The sequence below is a fragment of the Photorhabdus kleinii genome (genome assembly GCF_025384885.1).
Taxonomy (GTDB): Bacteria; Pseudomonadota; Gammaproteobacteria; order Enterobacterales; family Enterobacteriaceae; genus Photorhabdus; species Photorhabdus kayaii.
Genome location: NZ_JAJAFY010000007.1, coordinates 33,070 through 51,394 on the forward strand (window position 1 = coordinate 33,070; position 18,325 = coordinate 51,394).

Below are 18,325 nucleotides of genomic sequence, written 5' to 3' on the forward strand. Positions count from 1 at the left end.
GTTAATGGTGAAATTTTTATAAAAATCTGGAAAATGTAACCTCGAAGCCTAATAGAAAGAAACTATCGACAAAACGCAATTTATAGATATCTTGATGGAATCTAATCAGATTACCAGAAAGCATATACCCTATGGATTTCAAGATGCATCGCGGCGGCAAGGGAGCGAATCCCCGGGAGCATAGATAACGATGTGACCGGGGTGAGTGAGTGCAGCCAACAAAGAGGCAACTTGAAAGATGACGGGTATAAATCATCATTTGAATAACCTACATAAATAATAGGTTATTTTCCTAAATTCCTCTGACGCACCATACCGATAAGAATCCCTAGCAGGGTATAAATCACACCAAGGACCAACATCATAGCAATATCTCCCAATACACCCTGTAATGGCAACCCCATCTGGTTAACACCAGCAATCGCTTTTGTTGCCCAAGTAGACGGTAAAGCCGAAGAGATTGCTCTTACCCAATCAGGCATTGCCTGTACCGGCCAAATGGTGCCGGAAATATAGAACACAGGCGTTGTAAGTAAAGCGATCGTCAAATAGATCATCTCTACACTGCGCATACATTCTGTCACTAATTTCCCTAATCCAAGCACTGCCAACATAAACAGAAAAGTCAGCATTAATAGCAAAGGAATAGATGCTTCCTGCCGATATCCCAATACCCACGGCCAAAGCACAAAAAAGATGATGGAGAGAAAAAGCCAAATCGGTAATAGCGCCGACAGCGCTCCCAAATAGACAGGCAATGGTGGTTTACCTTTCGGTGTACCACGTATCGTAATACTGACCCGCACACAAGATATCAATAGCGAGTGTTGTAATAACATCACTAATAAACCGGGAAAAACAATTGCGGCAAAACTGACACCAGGGTTAAATAATCCAATAGTTTCACTACGAATCGGCATTAATAATAATTTTGTCTGTTCAGGACTAAAACCATATTTCAATAATAATTTGCTGTTATATTCGTTTAGCAATTGCCGGTGAGCAGAAGTCAATTCTTGTTGAATTTGTCCATTAGCAAGACGACTGGTTGCATCGCCATAAATCGGAAAGGTGATATTTTTTCCATTAAGGATATTTTTCTCCAAGTCCGCCGGGATGATAATAATCGCAAAAATTTCACGTAGCAGTAGATCGTGACGAGCATCAGCCAGATTGTCATAACTGTGGACAGCAATTTTAGCCGTAGAATTAAGCTGGCGTATCAAAGCACGACTAGCAGGACTGTGATCTTGGTCGATCACGGCAACCGGTAGATCCCATACTGTTGGCCGGACATATACCAAACTCATCATACACAAGGAAACTAGCATCAACATCCACATGGGCTTTTCCAACATTCCCATTAATACCCGGCGAAAAGTTTGCCAATACATCTGCATTATTCATCACCCTGTGGCAAGCCAAGCCGTTTAAATAACCGGTTTCGCACTAGCAGAAAGCAAACGACCGGATAAATAAGCAATAAAGCACAAACAGATAAAATACCCAGTAAAGAAACCTCACGCAGAAAAATATCAAACATCGCATTTAGTGCGTGCGTCAAAGGCTCAATATTGGCAATTATCCGCGCCGGCAATATCATTGATAATTCTGGCACTGACATACCTGAAAAAGTTGTCGCAATACTGACTAGCACTCCGATTAAACTGTAAGCCGTCAGTGTGCTATTAGTGAAAGTAAACAACAACAAGCCAATACTTTGAGCGGCAATAACATAGAAGAAACCCACTATCACCATATATATTGGGTTACCATTCACTTTTGCATCAAATATACCAATCAGAGCCGCCAATTCTACGATTAACAACAAAGTAAAAAACAGGGTATAAGGCGCCAGTTTTCCCAATAGAGCAAAAGTAAACGGTTTCATTGTCATCAGCATTTTGCTGCGTGCCATGCTATAAATCGTGCAGGTTACAACAAAAAGCTGTAACAAATGGATTGTAGCCGCAAACTGCTGATAATAGATGTAACTACCGCTGGCATTAAAAAGGCTGTCATAAACGAGCGTAACATTGGCTAATGGAGGTAACTGATGGCCCATTTCTGTCGCCAATATAGAACGGTACTTCGCATTAATCTCTGCCATTAATCCACTGAGATCTTGAATAGAATAACTTCCGGCACCATAAAACAACGCGTTGTAATACATACGCACGGTCGGCTGATGTCCTGTAAGTGCATTAGCTTCAAAATCGTGCGGGATATAAAGTAAGGAGTAATCCTTAGCACTGCCAAGCCGTTCAAGAGATTCCTGCAATCCACCATCATAAGATTTAATCTGCGCATGAGAAGCCGCATTCAGGTTACGTATTAGATGACGTGACAGCGGACTCTGATCATTATCAACCACCGATACTGGCAGATTGAGCAATGTCCCTTCTGAGAAATTAGCACTGATAAGCACAAATAGCATCAACGGGAATAACCAGCTTAACCAGTGAAAAACTGGACTACGAATCACAGCCCGGATTTCTTGGCTAAAAGCACACTCGAAACCACGCCATGCAACCTTGTTCCGCATCAGTCACCTACTTATCCCAACGCCACAATGCACTCATACCAGGACGTAAACCTTCAATAGGCTGTAAGGAATACAAGCGCACTTCAAAGGTTCTTAAATCGAAATCACCGGTGGCACGAGTGGCACGTTTAGTCGCGTAATCACCCATTGGAGAGATATAACGAACTTCGGCTTCAATCTCTTTATCACCTAGCGCAGGTATACGAAGTTTGACTTTATCCCCTTTGTGCACCTTTGCCAGAATGTCTTCCCGCAGGTTATAAATAAAATAAGCTTCTGGTACACGGATTAATGCCACTAAGGGGCTATTAGCACTAAATAATTCACCAACTTCTGCCGGAATCGGCCCAACCTCCCCCGCGACAGGTGCTTTGACCTGCAAATCATTACTCTGGGTTTGTAACTCAATCAGTTGCTGTTCAGCCTGACGTAAAGCCGCTGCATATTTCTGACGCAGTTCAATCCTGTCACCATGCATACCTTCATCCAATACCGCTTTTGCACTCTGCATTTTCTGATAGGCAACATCTCTACTTCTGTGAGCATTATCTAGATCGTTCCGTGAAACATAGCCTTTAGATGCTATATTCTGAATACGATCATATTCACGTACCGCGTTATCATATTCGGCCTGAGCTTGTGCCAAACCCGCTTCCAAATTTCGAATACTTTCTTCACGTGTTCCATGAAGAGATTGTTCCAACTGCGCTTTGGCTTGATCACGAGCAGCTTCTAATGAAGCAACCTGGGCCAGTAATTCAGGGCTTTCAAGTGTAATCAGTAACTGCCCTGCCTTAACATCATCTCCTCGCTCAACGTGACGTTTAATCACTCGTCCCTTAGCTTTAGATGCCACAATTACTTCCGGTGCATCAACTTCACCTTGCAACAATAAATATTGGTTATGGGAACGAAATAACACAGCCATTGCTGTGAGCAAAATAACCAGTAAAATCGTAAAAAGTGTTCTTTTTTTCATGATGTCTTACACATCCAAAATTACCCGACTCGAAACTAACGCTATAGCTTCGCATTGTTCTACGGAAAATTTCTTATATGTTTGTGCGTATAATCACTGATAGAAAGGAAAACGCTTTATAATAGTGTCGTGGTTTATGATTCTTGTCAAATATTAACCCACTTAAACTAAACTTTTAATAATATTATTAGCTGTTTCTGTAAACTAATAACATCCATAAATCCTCCCGGAAAGTTTATGTACGAATTTAATCTTGTATTGTTATTACTACAACAGATGTGTGTTTATTTGGTTATCGCCTGGCTACTAAGTAAAACACCGCTATTTATTCCACTGTTACAAGTGACTGTACGTTTACCTCATAAGTTGCTGTGTTATGTTACTTTTTCCATTTTCTGTATTATGGGAACTTATTTTGGACTGCATGTAGGTGATTCCATTGCCAATACCCGAGCTATTGGCGCTGTCCTTGGCGGACTTCTGGGTGGACCCGGTGTCGGCGCACTGGTGGGATTAACCGGTGGACTGCACCGCTATTCTCTTGGTGGGATGACCGCTTTCAGTTGCATGATATCGACCATTATTGAAGGTTTAATCGGCGGCATTATTCACAGCTATCTGATGAAACGTGGTCAGATAAACCGACTGATTAATCCCTGGACAGCCGCTATCGTCACGTTTTGTGCTGAAATAATACAAATGGGCATTTTACTACTGCTCTCTCGTCCATACAGTGAAGCATTAGCGTTGGTCAAAAATATCGCCGCCCCCATGATCGTCACCAATAGTATCGGCTCAGCAATGTTTATACGTATCCTGCTTGACCGACGCGCGATATTTGAAAAATACACCAGTGCATTTTCTGCTCAGGCACTAAAAATCGCTGTCTATACCGAAGGTATTCTGCGAAAAGGATTTAATGAAAATAACAGTATGAAGGTAGCGAAAGTTATTTATCAACAACTGGAAATAGGCGCAGTGGCTATTACAGATAGAGAAAAACTCCTGGCGTTTATTGGTATCGGTTCAGATCATCACCTCCCTGGAACACCTATTTCTTCAGAACAATCTCGTCGAGCAATTGAAAATAATGAAGTGGTTTATGCCGATGGCAATGAAATACCCTACCGTTGTTCAATCAATCCAACCTGCAAATTGGGTTCCACTCTGGTTATTCCACTACAGGGAGAAAATCAGCAAGTTATCGGCGCAATCAAACTTTATGAAGCCAAAAACCGTCTGTTCAGCTCAATCAATCGCCCCTTGGGGGAAGGTATTGCCAGTTTATTATCCGCCCAAATCCTCGCAGGGCAGTATGAACGTAACAAACAATCACTACTTCAATCAGAAATTAAGCTGCTTCATGCGCAAGTGAATCCTCACTTTTTATTTAATGCCTTAAATACCCTGCAAGCAGTGATCCGACGGGACAGTTATCAAGCAGGTCAATTAGTACAATATCTCTCAACCTTTTTCCGTAAAAACTTGAAACGGTCAGAAGAGATTGTCACGCTGTCTGATGAAATAGAGCATGTGAATGCTTACTTACAAATTGAGAAGGCGCGTTTCCGTGAGCATCTGCAAATAAATATTGAACTGCCGGAATCTCTGATTCACGCCAAATTACCCGCTTTTTCTCTCCAGCCAATAGTAGAAAATGCGATCAAACACGGCACATCACAGTTATTAGAAACCGGCAGAGTTACTATTCGTGCTCATCAGCAGAATCAATTGTTGATACTGGAAGTGGAAGATAATGCTGGTCTTTATAAATCGGTCTCTATGGGGGATGGACTAGGAATGAGTCTGGTAGATAAACGGCTACGACTTCGCTATGGTGAAAATTATGGCGTGCAAATAGATTGCCTGCCAGAAAAATTTACCCGCGTAATTTTACACTTGCCACTCATTAAAGAGGCTAATAAAACTGTGTGAATATGAATATATTAATTGTTGATGACGAACCGCTTGCGCGAGAAAACCTACGTTGTTTGCTAGAAGAAGAACATGATATTCAAATTATTGGCGAATGCGCCAATGCCGTTGAAGCCATTGGCGCCATACATCATCTAAAACCCGATGTTGTATTTTTGGATATCCAGATGCCACGCATCACCGGATTGGAAATGGTTGGTATGCTCGATCCAGAGCATCGTCCCTATATTGTTTTCCTGACCGCATTTGATGAATATGCAATACAAGCGTTTGAAGAGCACGCATTTGACTATTTATTAAAACCACTGGAAAAAAACCGTCTAACCAAAACCTTACAACGATTACGGCAAGGGTATCAGAAACAGGATATTTCCACCCTGAAAGCAGAAGAGCCGCTGAAATATATCCCATGCACCGGCCACAGCCGAATCTGGCTTGTGCAGCTGGATGAAATCCTTTATGTCGCCTCCCGCCCAAGTGGAGTTTATGTTATGTGTACCAATGGGCAGGAAGGATTTACTGAACTAACACTTCGCACATTAGAAACCCGCACACCAATGATGAGAAATCATCGTCAATATCTGGTCAATATGACCCATCTGCGCGAAATCCTATTTGGTGATCACGGACAGGCCGAACTGATTCTACGCAATGGCAAAACTATCCCCGTCAGCCGCCGTTATTTGAAACCATTGAAAGAGGCACTAGGATTGAAGTAACCATGACACTCATCATCTTTTCAGCGGGTTAATCTGTTCTTACTCACCGCTCACCTGCTGAATCTGACCACTTAACCCGCCATACAACCACTCACTTAGACACTCCCTTATAGCTTCCTTTACCTATGACAAGATACGAGTAAAAATTTATAACTCTCAGGAGAAGAGAAATGCAACACGCTCTCACATTTGTCATTGCAACGTTGTGTATTCTGGTTATCTGCTACCGCTTGTACGGCGTATTCTTCGTTAAAAAGGTACTGAAAGCAGATGACAGCGAGGTTACACCTTCCCATTTACTGGAAGACGGTAAAGATTATGTACCCACGAAAAAATGGGTCAATTTTGGTAGCCACTTCGCAGCAATCGCAGCCGCAGGACCTCTGGTTGGCCCTGTATTAGCAGCTCAATACGGTTATTTGCCAAGTATGTTATGGCTACTAATCGGCTGTGTTATCGGCGGGGCCGTGCATGATACGGTTGTTTTATTCGCCTCAATGAAACATAGTGGTAAATCCCTGTCAGAAGTTGCCAAAACAGAACTTGGTCCAATTGCTGGTTGGTGCACCGGCCTTGCGATGTTGTTCATCATTACGATTACTATGGCAGGTCTCTCTATGGTGGTCGTTCATGCACTAGAACGTAATCCCTGGGGAACATTTGCAGTATTTATGACCATTCCGGTCGCAATCGGAGTCGGTCTATGGGAGCGCTTCACAGGTAATATGCGCGGGGCAACTTGGGTAGGTATTATCACCATTATGGCTTGTGTGATTGCCGGCCCTTACATTCAGGCATCTGCTTTCGGTGAATGGCTGAGTCTGCGTACATCAACTGTCAGCTTGGCACTGCCAATCTATGCGTTTTTTGCCACCGCTCTGCCTGTATGGATGTTATTGACTCCCCGTGGTTATCTTTCCAGTTTTATGAAAATCGGTGTATTCGGCGCACTAGTTGTGGGAGTCATCTTTATTAACCCGGAGATCCAATTCCCGGCAGTCACTGAATTTATTCATGGCAATGGCCCTGTACTGGCCGGTCCAGTGTGGCCGTTTATCTCCATCACCATTGCGTGTGGCGCTATTTCTGGTTTTCATGCATTTATCGGCTCTGGCACAACACCAAAGCAGATCGATAAGTGGAGTGATATTCTGCCCGTGGGTTTCGGTGCAATGCTGGCAGAATGTGTCGTTGGTGTCATGGCGTTGATCGCTGCCACTTCCCTATATCCTGCTGACTATTTCGCTATTAACTCCTCCCCAGAGGTCTTTGCTACATTGGGTATGGATGTTATCCATCTACCAAAACTGAGTCAGGAAATTGGTCTGGATCTGTATGGCCGTACCGGTGGCGCAGTCACATTGGCGGTTGGTATGGCAGATATCTTCACCCGCATTCCTTGGTTCAGCCAGCTAGCATCCTACTTTTTCCAGTTCGTCGTCATGTTTGAAGCCGTATTTATCCTGACAGCGGTTGATTCCGGTACGCGTGTTGCCCGCTACCTGCTGCAAGATTTCCTGGGCGATATATGGGCACCTCTGAAACGTATCGACTGGTTACCGGGTTCCATTGGTTGCAGTATCGTTGCCTGTTTACTGTGGGGCTACTTACTAAATTCCGGCGATATCAATTCAGTCTGGGCACTATTCGGGGTATCCAATCAACTGATGGCCTCCATCGGCCTGATGATTGGTGCAACAATTATCCTACGTCTGTCTGAAAAACGCTGGTATACGCTGACCTGCCTGATACCACTCGCTTACCTGTACGTTACTGTGAACTATGCTGCTTACTGGATGGTGAAGAATGTTTACTTCAACTCCGCAACAAAAGGTTTCAACATCTTCAACGGAACAATCTCCATTGTGATGGTTATCCTCGGCATTGTGATTATGGTCTCTTCCATTATGCAATGGCTGAAACTATGGCGCACCCGCAGTGCAGGTAATCCCGTTGAAGCATTAAGTAACTGATCTCTTTCTGCATATTAAAAGCTGCCTTTTGTATAAAAAGCAGCTTTTTTTATTATAAAAATATTGAAGCAATTAACTGGCAACAAAAACGGCTCCTGTAAAAAGAGCCGCTTTACTATTTAAATATCAGTCCAGGTGATTACTGTGCGTTACTATTGTTATAACGACGGCGTGGAGCAGATGAACCATGATCATCACCACGACCACGGAAACTGCTACGGCTTTGGCTTTCACCACGACCTTCACCACTGCGGCGTTCACCATTGAAGCGACGGCCACCACCATTGAAACTCTCACGATCACGACGGGGGCCATTACCGTTACCGTTACCATTGCCGTTACGCCCACCACCACGACGTTCGCGGCGTTCAAATGGCTGTGCATCACCCATTAACTGCATATTCATTGGCTTATTCAGAATGCGGGTACGGGTAAAGTGGGATAACAAATCACCTGGCATGCCTTTTGGCAATTCAATCGTGGAATGCGTTGCAAACAATTTGATGTTGCCAATATAACGGCTGCTGATATCACCTTCGTTAGCAATCGCACCAACGATATGACGAACTTCAACACCATCATCGCGACCCACTTCAATACGGTATAACTCCATTTCACCGACATCACGGCGTTCACGACGAGGACGATCACTACGTTCGCCACGATCATCAAAGCCACTACGACGACGATCATCACGTTCGTTGAATTCGCGGCGAGGACGACGAACCGGATCCGGAGGCAGAATCAACGGGCGCTCACCCTGTGCCATTTTCAATAATGCGGCTGCCAGCGTTTCTATATCCAAATCTTCTGCAGGTTGCAGTTTAGACAACAGAGTACGGTACTGATCCAGATCGCTACTTTCCAATTGCTGCTGTACATTAGTAGCAAATTTTTCCAGACGACGCTGACTCAGCAATTCAGCATTTGGCAGTTCAACTTCCGGGATAGTCAGCTTCATTGTACGTTCAACGTTACGTAACAAGCGACGTTCACGGTTTTCTACAAACAACAGCGCACGACCTGCACGACCTGCACGGCCAGTACGGCCAATACGGTGAACATAAGATTCCGCATCCATTGGAATGTCATAGTTAACAACCAAGCTGATGCGTTCAACATCCAGGCCACGCGCTGCAACATCAGTTGCAATCAAAATATCCAAACGGCCATCTTTCAGACGTTCCAATGTCTGCTCACGCAGTGCCTGGTTCATATCACCGTTTAGCGCCGCACTGTTGTAGCCATTACGCTCCAGTGCTTCTGCCACTTCCAACGTTGCGTTTTTGGTGCGCACAAAAATAATCGCGGCATCAAAATCCTCTGCTTCAAGGAAACGCACCAAAGCTTCATTTTTACGCATACCGTAAACAGACCAATAGCTCTGGCTGATGTCAGGACGGGTCGTTACACTCGCTTGGATACGCACTTCTTGCGGATCGTTCATAAAACGACGAGTAATGCGACGAATAGCTTCTGGCATAGTTGCAGAGAACAGCGCAGTCTGATGTTCAGCAGGGATCTGGCTCATGATGTTTTCAACATCTTCGATAAAGCCCATACGCAGCATTTCGTCTGCTTCATCCAAAACTAAACCGCTCAGGTTAGACAGATCCAACGTACCACGCTTCAGATGGTCCAGAAGACGTCCTGGTGTACCCACAACAATTTGTGGCCCTTGACGTAAAGCACGTAACTGAACGTCATAACGTTGCCCACCATACAGTGCAACAACATTCACGTTACGCATATGTTTAGAAAAATCTGCGCACGCTTCGGCTACCTGTACCGCCAGTTCACGGGTCGGTGCCAACACAAGGATCTGCGGAGCTTTCAACTCAGCATTGATGTTATGCAATAAAGGCAAACTGAATGCCGCTGTTTTACCACTCCCCGTCTGCGCCATACCTAGTACGTCACGGCCATTTAATAAATGGGGAATACATTGTTGCTGAATTGGAGATGGCTTTTCATAGCCAAGATCTTCCAGTGCAGAAAGGATAGGTGCTGATAAACCCAGATCAGCAAAAGAGATTTCAGTCTCAGTGGTCATGTAATGGTGCCTCATTAGTTATGGCGGCCAGTCTACATAACGCATCGAAAAAAATTTCGGTCATTTTCATTTAAAATGTGAACTGGCTCAAAGTATTTAATTAAACGAACAAATAAGCCCTCATCGGTCAAGATGATGGACTTTGCAAATCAATCTCGAAATGTTCGTCAGCTATTGCTGGTCCGATTCTGATAGGTCATCTTGTTCCTGGCCTAACAGCGCCAATTCCAACAATGCATAGCGGTGCTCAACAAAGTTATGTGCATTGTTAGCTACCGTCAGCTTGAATAACGCAGATGCGCTATCCTTGTCCCCCAGACTTAGGTAATGTTTACCTAAATAGAAGTCAGTTTCACTGAGATGCTCAGCGAGCGAAGTGTTATCCGTTGCATTCTCTTTCAAGCGGTTCATCAATGTATATTCACTAATTTTGCCTAAATAGAATTCAACTATATTCCAGCCCCATTGCCCCCGGTTCGCTTTTTCGTAGTGTTGCGACAAGTTCACCATCGCCCCTTTAGGATAAAATTCCTTTTCCACCAGGTACAACCACAACGAACGGAAAGGATCATTTGGATCGTCTTGATAAAACGCCTGCAGATCATCCTGCGCTAACTTATACCGACCACCGTAATACAACGCGATGCCACGGTTAAGACGCGCGTAATTGTAAGTTGGATCAAGCTCTAATACAGAATCAAACGCTTCATAGGCGGCATCAAAATTGCCAACCTGTGTGAAGTAAATTCCCAGATAATTAAAAATCTCTGGAATATTAGGCCGAATAGATAAGGCAACAGAAAAATCATTCCGTGCCAAAGCCCTTAGCCCGAGACTATCATACAGCACACCTCTCTCATATAAAAGCTGTGCGTACTCATCTTCTGTCAATGACCGACTCGCAAGAATCTGTTCCATACGAGCCAGAATGACTTCTTGTTGCAATGAAGGTTGTAACGGAATAGCAAAAACTTCGTTTTTACGCCAATCCTTGCTGCTGCATCCTGCCAAAAGAAGTATTGCTACAGCATAACACCAGCGCAGAAAAAGATTCATTTCCTACTCCCGAAAGTCAGACATTGATTAAGAATGCCCTATCACCCATATTGCATTTATTGGGCCTCCTGCCCTGAGTCTATAAACGGCGCTTTTTTACAAGACGCCGTTTATAACATCAAATTTATTCTGCTGATTGTGGAGCCAGTGGTGTATCCTCGGCAATTACGCCGACTGTCGCTTCTTTAATACTCAGGCGAACACGACCCTGGCGATCAATTTCCAGAACTTTAACTGAGACTTCCTGACCAACCTGCAAATAGTCAGCCACTTTCTCAACACGCTTATCAGCAATCTGAGAAATATGTACCAGACCTTCTTTACCACCACCGATAGCAACAAACGCGCCAAAATCAACGATGCGGGTTACTTTACCAATGTAAACACGAGCAACTTCGATTTCAGCAGTGATTTCTTCAATGCGACTGATGGCATGTTTTGCTTTTTCACCATCAGTTGCAGCAATTTTCACTGTGCCATCATCTTCAATCTCAATGGTAGTACCAGTTTCTTCTGTCAGTGCACGGATAACTGAACCACCTTTACCGATAACATCTTTGATCTTATCAGGATTGATCTTAATGGTATGAATACGTGGTGCAAATTCAGAAATATCATTACGTGGGCTGTTAATTGCCTGTTCCATTACACTCAGGATATGCAAACGCGCACCTTTTGCCTGATTCAGAGCAATTTGCATAATTTCACGGGTAATGCCTTCAATTTTGATGTCCATTTGCAGCGCGCTGATACCTTCACAGCTACCCGCTACTTTAAAGTCCATGTCTCCCAAATGATCTTCATCACCCAAGATGTCAGACAGAACAACAAAATTATCGCCTTCTTTCACTAACCCCATTGCAATACCAGCAACAGCAGCTTTAATCGGCACACCCGCGTCCATTAACGCAAGAGATGCCCCACAAACAGATGCCATTGAAGACGAGCCGTTTGATTCCGTGATTTCAGAAACAACCCGAACGGTATATGGGAATTCGTTAGCTTTTGGCATAACTGCCGCCACACTACGTTTAGCCAGACGACCATGACCAATTTCACGACGTTTTGGTGAACCCATCATACCTGTTTCACCAACAGAATATGGCGGGAAGTTGTAGTGCAATAGGAAACGATCTGTACGCTCTCCCATCAACTCGTCAATGATCTGTGCATCACGTTCTGTACCCAAAGTCGCAGTAACCAAAGCCTGAGTTTCACCACGGGTAAACAGCGCAGAGCCATGAGTTCGGGGCAGAACACCAGTACGTACATCCAATGCACGCACCATATCTTTTTCACGACCATCAATACGTGGTTCACCACACAAGACTCGGCTACGAACAACTTTTTTCTCTAAGCTACCCAAAATTTCATGGATTTCAGCTTCTTCTAAAGCCTCATCCTGTTCCAACAGCGCTGCCGTAACTTCCTCTTTGATAGCATCAACCTGAGCATAACGCTCCTGTTTTTCAGTGATACGATAAGCATCACCCAGACGGCCTTCTGCCAATTCAGCTACACGGTCATGCAACGCTTGATTAACAGGTTCTGGCACCCAATTCCATTTTTCTTTGCCTGCTTCCGCAGCCAACGCATTAATGTTATCAATAACCACCTGTTGTTGATCATGGCCGAATACTACCGCACCTAACATTTGCTCTTCAGTTAAAATGTCTGCTTCAGACTCAACCATCAGAACAGCACCAGCAGTACCTGAAACCACCAGATCCAAACGGCTATTTTTCAGCTCATCACTGGTTGGGTTCAGCACATACTGATCATTAATATAACCAACACGAGCAGCGCCAATTGGGCCATTGAACGGGATACCAGATAGTGCCAACGCAGCAGAAGCACCGATCATTGCAACAATATCTGGGTTAACTTGCGGGTTAACAGAAACAACTGTTGCTACAATCTGCACCTCGTTCAGGAAACCTTCCGGGAACAGAGGACGCAGAGGACGATCAATCAAACGAGCGACTAACGTTTCTCCTTCACCAGGACGACCTTCACGACGAAAGAAGCTGCCTGGAACACGACCAGCAGCATAAGTACGCTCCTGATAGTTAACAGTCAGTGGAAAGAAATCCTGACCTTCTTTTACTTTCTTTTGGCCAACAACAGTGACAAATACAGCCGTGTCATCCATATTGACCATGACAGCAGCTGTGGCCTGGCGGGCCATCATACCTGTTTCGATAGCAACGGTATGTTGACCATATTGAAATTTACGAACAATCGGATTCAGCAAAATAATATCCTTTCGTTAATACTGCCTTTTATATTCAGCAGACAACAATGAATGATCTCTCCATGCCACATCCTCGCGACTAACGACAGGTCTTACTCCCTTAAGCACTCTCATTAGCCGCGCGAACCTCTGTAACTGAAGAGCCTTAACAAAAACCACCACCAGCATTTTTGTGCTGTTATCTATGATGGCTTCTCAGAAGAAAAGGGGCCATATATGGCCCCTTTCCACTGAAACTTGCTTGATTAGCGACGCAGGCCAAGACGCCCAATCAGCGCAGTGTAACTTGTTACATTTTTACGCTTCAGATAGTCCAAAAGTTTACGACGCTGAGAAACCATGCGCAGCAGACCACGACGGCTGTGGTGATCCTTTTTGTGCTCTGAAAAATGGCCTTGCAAGTGGTTAATTTGTGCAGTTAACAAAGCAATCTGTACTTCACTAGAGCCACTGTCATTCGCATCACGACCAAATTCAGCAATAATTTGCGCTTTTGCTTCAGTACTTAGAGACATATTACAACTCCAAAAATATATAAACTAAAATTACAGGTGCCGATCTCTAATTCAGCCACCCAACATATAACTGCGTCATTCTACGCTGCAAATAAGTTAAGCGCAAGATAACCCAAAATACCCTAATCCCGGCTTTCAACAACTAAACGGCGGGGAGCAACAAGCCCATCATCATTGATAACAGCAATGCCAATGAATTTTCGTTCATCACCTTCAGTTACACGTACCATACTTTCAACTAAAGCTGGGGATTTGGCACTGCGCACCGCCTGACCTTGTTTAAAATAAGCCGCAACTACTGGAATCAAATTAACCTCTGGGAAATGAGCAATTGCACTATCCATTGGTAATAGTAATGAATCAATTAATTCGCCCACAGGTATTTCCTGATCTTTGGCTTGCTGTTGTAATTCATATAATTGCTCAAGTGTCACCATGCGATCATTTGGATAATTCGCTACCTGTAAACGTCTTAAATAAATAACGTGGGCACCACAGCCTAATAATTCACCTAAGTCATCAATAATAGTGCGAATATAAGTGCCTTTCGAACAGTGTATTTCCAATTCCAGTTCATCATCTTCCCAACGGATAAACTGTAATTCATAGACTGTAATTGGCCGTGCTTCGCGTTCTACCTCAATACCCTGACGAGCATACTCATACAATGGTTTTCCCTGATATTTCAGTGCAGAATACATGGAAGGAATTTGCATGATATCACCAAGGAATTTATCCAAAGCTGCATCAAGTTGAACCTGACTTAGCTGGATTGCCCTTTCACTGATGATTTGCCCGTGTGAATCAGATGTGTCAGTTCGCTGACCAAGACGAGCTATCACTCGATAACGCTTGTCAGAATCAAGTAAGAACTGGGAAAACTTCGTCGCTTCACCAAGGCAAACCGGTAGCATACCGGTTGCCAGTGGATCCAACGCGCCAGTGTGACCAGCTTTGCTAGCGTTGAAAATACGTTTTACTTTTTGTAACGCATCATTAGAAGAAATATCCTGCGGCTTATCCAGTAACAACACACCATGTATATCACGACCACGACGACGATGCCCCATTACTTCTCCTCTTTGTGATCCGCAGAAGCCCGGCGCTGTTCATCATTCTTTACAACATTAGTAACCAGATTGGACATCCTCATCCCCTCTACCAGGGAATTATCGTAGGAGAAAGTCAGTTCTGGTACGACACGCAAACGCATTGTTTTACCCAACAGAGAGCGAATAAAACCAGAAGCTTCATTCAATGCCTTAATACCATTCTTTACCACATCGGAATCATGTTCTTCAGTCAACACATTCAGAAAAGTGACGAATACTTTGGCATAAGCCAAATCACGAGAAACTTCAACGCCAGAAACAGTCGCCATACCGATTCGGGGATCTTTCACTTCTCGCTGTAAAATGATGGCAATCTCTTTTTGCATTTCCTGTGCAACGCGCTGAGTACGACTGAATTCTCTTGCCATTGTTATATCTCCTGACATTTGGGGGGCAAAAGCCCCCCAATAATGAAATTAACCAGTGGTAGGAATTAAGCGATAGATCGTTTAACTTCAATAACTTCAAATACTTCGATCATGTCACCAACACGAACATCGTTGTAGTTCTTAACACCGATACCACATTCCATGCCATTACGGACTTCGTTAACGTCATCTTTAAAGCGGCGAAGGGATTCCAATTCACCTTCATAAATCACTACGTTATCACGCAACACGCGAATTGGATTATTACGTTTAATAGTACCTTCAGTCACCATACAACCTGCAATCGCACCAAATTTCGGTGATTTAAACACATCACGAACTTCTGCTAGTCCTATGATCTGCTGTTTATATTCAGGTGCCAGCATACCACTCATTGCCTGTTTAACCTCATCAATCAGGCTATAGATAACAGAGTAATAACGCAGATCCAAACTTTCATTTTCAACAACTCGGCGTGCAGAAGCATCGGCGCGAACATTGAAGCCTAGAATAATTGCATTAGAAGCAGCAGCCAGTGTTGCATCAGTTTCAGTAATACCACCTACGCCAGAGCCGATGATTTTCACTTTCACTTCATCAGTAGACAATTGTTCCAATGCTTCGCGGATCGCTTCACATGATCCCTGAACATCAGATTTCAGAACAATATTCAATTCAGAAACTTCACCTTCTTCCATGTTAGCAAACATGTTTTCCAGTTTAGATTTCTGCTGGCGAGCCAGTTTGACCTCACGGAATTTACCCTGACGATACAGAGCAACTTCACGAGCTTTCTTCTCATCACGTACAACCGTTGCTTCATCACCAGCCGCAGGTACGTTGGATAGGCCAAGGATTTCCACTGGAATAGATGGCCCCGCAGAGAACACTTCACGACCTAGCTCGTCACGCATTGCCCGAACTCGTCCATATTCAAAGCCACAAAGTACTATATCACCTTTGTTCAAAGTACCTTCCTGAACCAGCACTGTCGCGACCGGACCACGGCCTTTATCCAAGAATGATTCGATAACAACGCCGCTTGCCATACCAGAACGGACTGCTTTTAGTTCAAGAACTTCAGCTTGAAGTAAGATTGCGTCCAGCAATTCATCAATACCAATACCCGCTTTAGCGGATACATTGATAAACTGAGTTTCACCACCCCATTCTTCAGGCTGAACACCGTGCTGAGAAAGCTCACTCTTCACGCGATCCGGATCAGCTTCTGGTTTGTCGATCTTGTTAACCGCAACAACTACAGGCACATTCGCTGCTTTTGCATGCTGAATAGCTTCGATAGTCTGAGGCATCACGCCATCATCAGCAGCAACAACCAGGACCACGATGTCGGTAGCTTTTGCACCGCGTGCACGCATTGAAGTAAATGCAGCATGCCCTGGGGTATCCAAGAAAGTAATCATGCCACTTTCAGTTTCAACATGGTAAGCACCGATATGCTGAGTAATACCACCCGCCTCACCAGAAGCAACTTTCGTAGAACGAATATAATCCAGCAGAGAAGTTTTACCGTGGTCAACGTGACCCATGATGGTCACAACCGGCGCACGCGATTCAGCAACAGCTTCACCTATATCGCGGTCGCTCATCAGCGCTTCTTCCAGCTCATTCTCACGACGCAGGATAACTTTATGACCCATTTCTTCAGCAACCAGCTGTGCAGTTTCCTGATCGATCACCTGGTTGATAGTTGCCATTGCACCCATTTTCATCATGGCTTTGATGACCTGAGAACCTTTGACAGCCATTTTATTCGCCAATTCAGCAACTGTAATAGTTTCACCGATCACAACATCACGGTTAACAGCAGCTACAGGCTTATTGAAGCTTTGTTGCAATGTACTGGTTTTACGTTGCTTGCCTTTTGTACGACCAACTGCACGGGCTTCTTCACGATCTGCTTTAGATTCAGAATGTTTATTATTTTTCTTCTGGCGAGTAGCCTTACCACTACGACTGCGGGCACGACGATCACCTTCAACTTTAGCATCATTTTCGTCTTCTGCTGCACGGGCATGACGGGAGGTAGTGACATGATAATCATCGCTATCAATGGAATCTGAATCACTTGACCACTTATCCTGATTCTCTTCAGCCATACGACGAGCTTCCTCAGCAACGCGTTTAGCTTCTTCCTCTACCTTACGACGCATCTCTTCTTCTGCTTTACGCTTAAGATCGGCAGCTTCTGCTTCACGGCGTGCTTTTTCACTTTGAGTTGTTTTATCAGTCTGTGCTGGTTTTTGTTTATGTTCGGTATGTTGATTGGTCACTTTTTCATTTTCCGCTGCCGGGCGCTTAGCTTTTTCAGCTGCTTCACGTTTGGCCTTGTCTTCTGCCTCACGTTTAGCCTGCTCTTCAGCGAGTTTCTTCGCTGCTGTTTCAGCTTCGCGTTGCGCTTTTTCTTCTGCTTCGCGCCGTGCTTGCTCTTCCGCTTCACGCTTCGCCTGATCTTCCGCTTTAGCCTGTTCAACTGCATCACGGTTCACATATGTACGCTTTTTGCGGACCTCAACGGCTACCGGTTTGCTTTTACCATCGGTGCCTGAAACATTCAACGTACTACGTGTCTTACGCTGCAATGTTAATTTATCGGGTTTACCAGCTGAACCACCTTGTTCGCGGTTCAAATGTGCCAGTAAAGCTTCTTTTTCTTTCTGGGAGACAAAATCAGTTTCGGTTTTTTTAATCCCTGCATCAGCAAATTGCTGTACCAGGCGATCAACCGAAGTCTGTATCTCTTCTGCCAGTGATTTTACGGTTACATCTGTCATGCTGTTCCTTCCTGCTACGGT

At 44.3% G+C, this 18,325-nt stretch carries 14 protein-coding genes; 3 read left to right on the forward strand and 11 right to left on the reverse strand.

What is annotated here, in order from left to right:
* Nucleotides 1-284: 284 nt before the first annotated feature.
* From LG003_RS06165 to LG003_RS06175, 3 genes are read right to left on the reverse strand one after another with little or no spacing between them, the layout of a single operon-like run.
* Entirely contained in the window at nt 285-1,400 is a 1,116-nt protein-coding gene (locus tag LG003_RS06165; RefSeq protein WP_112877203.1) for an ABC transporter permease, read from the reverse strand.
* Complete coding sequence (locus tag LG003_RS06170; RefSeq protein ID WP_112877202.1) at nt 1,400-2,545, reverse strand: ABC transporter permease; 1,146 nt, start codon at nt 2,543-2,545, stop codon at nt 1,400-1,402. Before LG003_RS06170 ends, LG003_RS06165 begins: the two co-directional genes overlap by 1 nt.
* Nucleotides 2,546-2,552: 7 nt before the next feature.
* Entirely contained in the window at nt 2,553-3,524 is a 972-nt protein-coding gene (locus LG003_RS06175) for an HlyD family secretion protein (protein WP_262980385.1), read from the reverse strand.
* Between the two features lie 237 nt (nt 3,525-3,761).
* Between LG003_RS06175 and LG003_RS06180 the strand changes: the two genes are divergently transcribed.
* From LG003_RS06180 to LG003_RS06190, 3 genes are all read left to right on the forward strand, one after another.
* Nucleotides 3,762-5,459: a sensor histidine kinase gene (locus LG003_RS06180; protein WP_262980386.1), complete on the forward strand. Its 1,698-nt coding sequence runs from the start codon at nt 3,762-3,764 to the stop codon at nt 5,457-5,459.
* Nucleotides 5,460-5,461: 2 nt separating this feature from the next.
* Nucleotides 5,462-6,178: a two-component system response regulator BtsR gene (gene btsR, locus LG003_RS06185; RefSeq protein WP_112877199.1), complete on the forward strand. Its 717-nt coding sequence runs from the start codon at nt 5,462-5,464 to the stop codon at nt 6,176-6,178.
* Between the two features lie 170 nt (nt 6,179-6,348).
* On the forward strand, nt 6,349-8,151 hold the full coding sequence (locus LG003_RS06190) for a carbon starvation CstA family protein (protein WP_112877198.1): 1,803 nt from the start codon (nt 6,349-6,351) through the stop codon (nt 8,149-8,151).
* Nucleotides 8,152-8,290: 139 nt separating this feature from the next.
* Here the strand turns inward: LG003_RS06190 and LG003_RS06195 are convergent, their stop codons facing one another.
* The 8 genes from LG003_RS06195 to infB all read right to left on the reverse strand — a co-directional run bounded on the left by LG003_RS06195 (nt 8,291) and on the right by infB (nt 18,304).
* Nucleotides 8,291-10,204 (reverse strand): DEAD/DEAH family ATP-dependent RNA helicase, encoded by a 1,914-nt coding sequence (locus LG003_RS06195; protein ID WP_112877197.1) that lies wholly within the window; start codon nt 10,202-10,204, stop codon nt 8,291-8,293.
* Nucleotides 10,194-10,274 carry a protein YrbN gene (gene yrbN, locus LG003_RS23385; protein WP_105394837.1) on the reverse strand — a complete coding sequence of 27 codons (81 nt, stop codon included), beginning with the start codon at nt 10,272-10,274 and terminating at the stop codon, nt 10,194-10,196. Before yrbN ends, LG003_RS06195 begins: the two co-directional genes overlap by 11 nt.
* A gap of 101 nt (nt 10,275-10,375) precedes the next feature.
* Nucleotides 10,376-11,260, reverse strand: coding sequence for a lipoprotein NlpI (nlpI, locus tag LG003_RS06200; protein WP_112877196.1), 885 nt, complete (start codon nt 11,258-11,260; stop codon nt 10,376-10,378).
* 124 nt (nt 11,261-11,384) lie between these two features.
* Nucleotides 11,385-13,514: a polyribonucleotide nucleotidyltransferase gene (gene pnp / locus LG003_RS06205; RefSeq protein WP_112877195.1), complete on the reverse strand. Its 2,130-nt coding sequence runs from the start codon at nt 13,512-13,514 to the stop codon at nt 11,385-11,387.
* A gap of 245 nt (nt 13,515-13,759) precedes the next feature.
* On the reverse strand, nt 13,760-14,029 hold the full coding sequence (gene rpsO, locus LG003_RS06210; RefSeq protein ID WP_015836102.1) for a 30S ribosomal protein S15: 270 nt from the start codon (nt 14,027-14,029) through the stop codon (nt 13,760-13,762).
* 122 nt (nt 14,030-14,151) lie between these two features.
* Nucleotides 14,152-15,099: a tRNA pseudouridine(55) synthase TruB gene (gene truB / locus LG003_RS06215; RefSeq protein WP_112877194.1), complete on the reverse strand. Its 948-nt coding sequence runs from the start codon at nt 15,097-15,099 to the stop codon at nt 14,152-14,154.
* Nucleotides 15,099-15,509 carry a 30S ribosome-binding factor RbfA gene (gene rbfA, locus LG003_RS06220; RefSeq protein ID WP_262980387.1) on the reverse strand — a complete coding sequence of 137 codons (411 nt, stop codon included), beginning with the start codon at nt 15,507-15,509 and terminating at the stop codon, nt 15,099-15,101. The genes truB and rbfA overlap by 1 nt, the downstream gene beginning before the upstream one ends.
* Nucleotides 15,510-15,574: 65 nt before the next feature.
* Nucleotides 15,575-18,304 (reverse strand): translation initiation factor IF-2, encoded by a 2,730-nt coding sequence (gene infB / locus LG003_RS06225; protein WP_112877193.1) that lies wholly within the window; start codon nt 18,302-18,304, stop codon nt 15,575-15,577.
* Nucleotides 18,305-18,325 lie beyond the last annotated feature (21 nt).

Excerpts from the sequence above, each read along its gene's own strand:
- LG003_RS06170 (WP_112877202.1), bottom strand. The coding sequence starts at position 2,545 with ATGCGGAACAAGGTTGCATGGCGTGGTTTCGAGTGTGCTTTTAGCCAA.
- LG003_RS06195 (WP_112877197.1), bottom strand. The coding sequence starts at position 10,204 with ATGACCACTGAGACTGAAATCTCTTTTGCTGATCTGGGTTTATCAGCA.
- rpsO (WP_015836102.1), bottom strand. The coding sequence starts at position 14,029 with ATGTCTCTAAGTACTGAAGCAAAAGCGCAAATTATTGCTGAATTTGGT.
- LG003_RS06190 (WP_112877198.1), top strand. The coding sequence starts at position 6,349 with ATGCAACACGCTCTCACATTTGTCATTGCAACGTTGTGTATTCTGGTT.
- truB (WP_112877194.1), bottom strand. The coding sequence starts at position 15,099 with ATGGGGCATCGTCGTCGTGGTCGTGATATACATGGTGTGTTGTTACTG.
- nlpI (WP_112877196.1), bottom strand. The coding sequence starts at position 11,260 with ATGAATCTTTTTCTGCGCTGGTGTTATGCTGTAGCAATACTTCTTTTG.
- LG003_RS06175 (WP_262980385.1), bottom strand. The coding sequence starts at position 3,524 with ATGAAAAAAAGAACACTTTTTACGATTTTACTGGTTATTTTGCTCACA.
- LG003_RS06165 (WP_112877203.1), bottom strand. The coding sequence starts at position 1,400 with ATGCAGATGTATTGGCAAACTTTTCGCCGGGTATTAATGGGAATGTTG.
- infB (WP_112877193.1), bottom strand. The coding sequence starts at position 18,304 with ATGACAGATGTAACCGTAAAATCACTGGCAGAAGAGATACAGACTTCG.
- LG003_RS06180 (WP_262980386.1), top strand. The coding sequence starts at position 3,762 with ATGTACGAATTTAATCTTGTATTGTTATTACTACAACAGATGTGTGTT.
- btsR (WP_112877199.1), top strand. The coding sequence starts at position 5,462 with ATGAATATATTAATTGTTGATGACGAACCGCTTGCGCGAGAAAACCTA.
- rbfA (WP_262980387.1), bottom strand. The coding sequence starts at position 15,509 with ATGGCAAGAGAATTCAGTCGTACTCAGCGCGTTGCACAGGAAATGCAA.
- yrbN (WP_105394837.1), bottom strand. The coding sequence starts at position 10,274 with ATGAAAATGACCGAAATTTTTTTCGATGCGTTATGTAGACTGGCCGCC.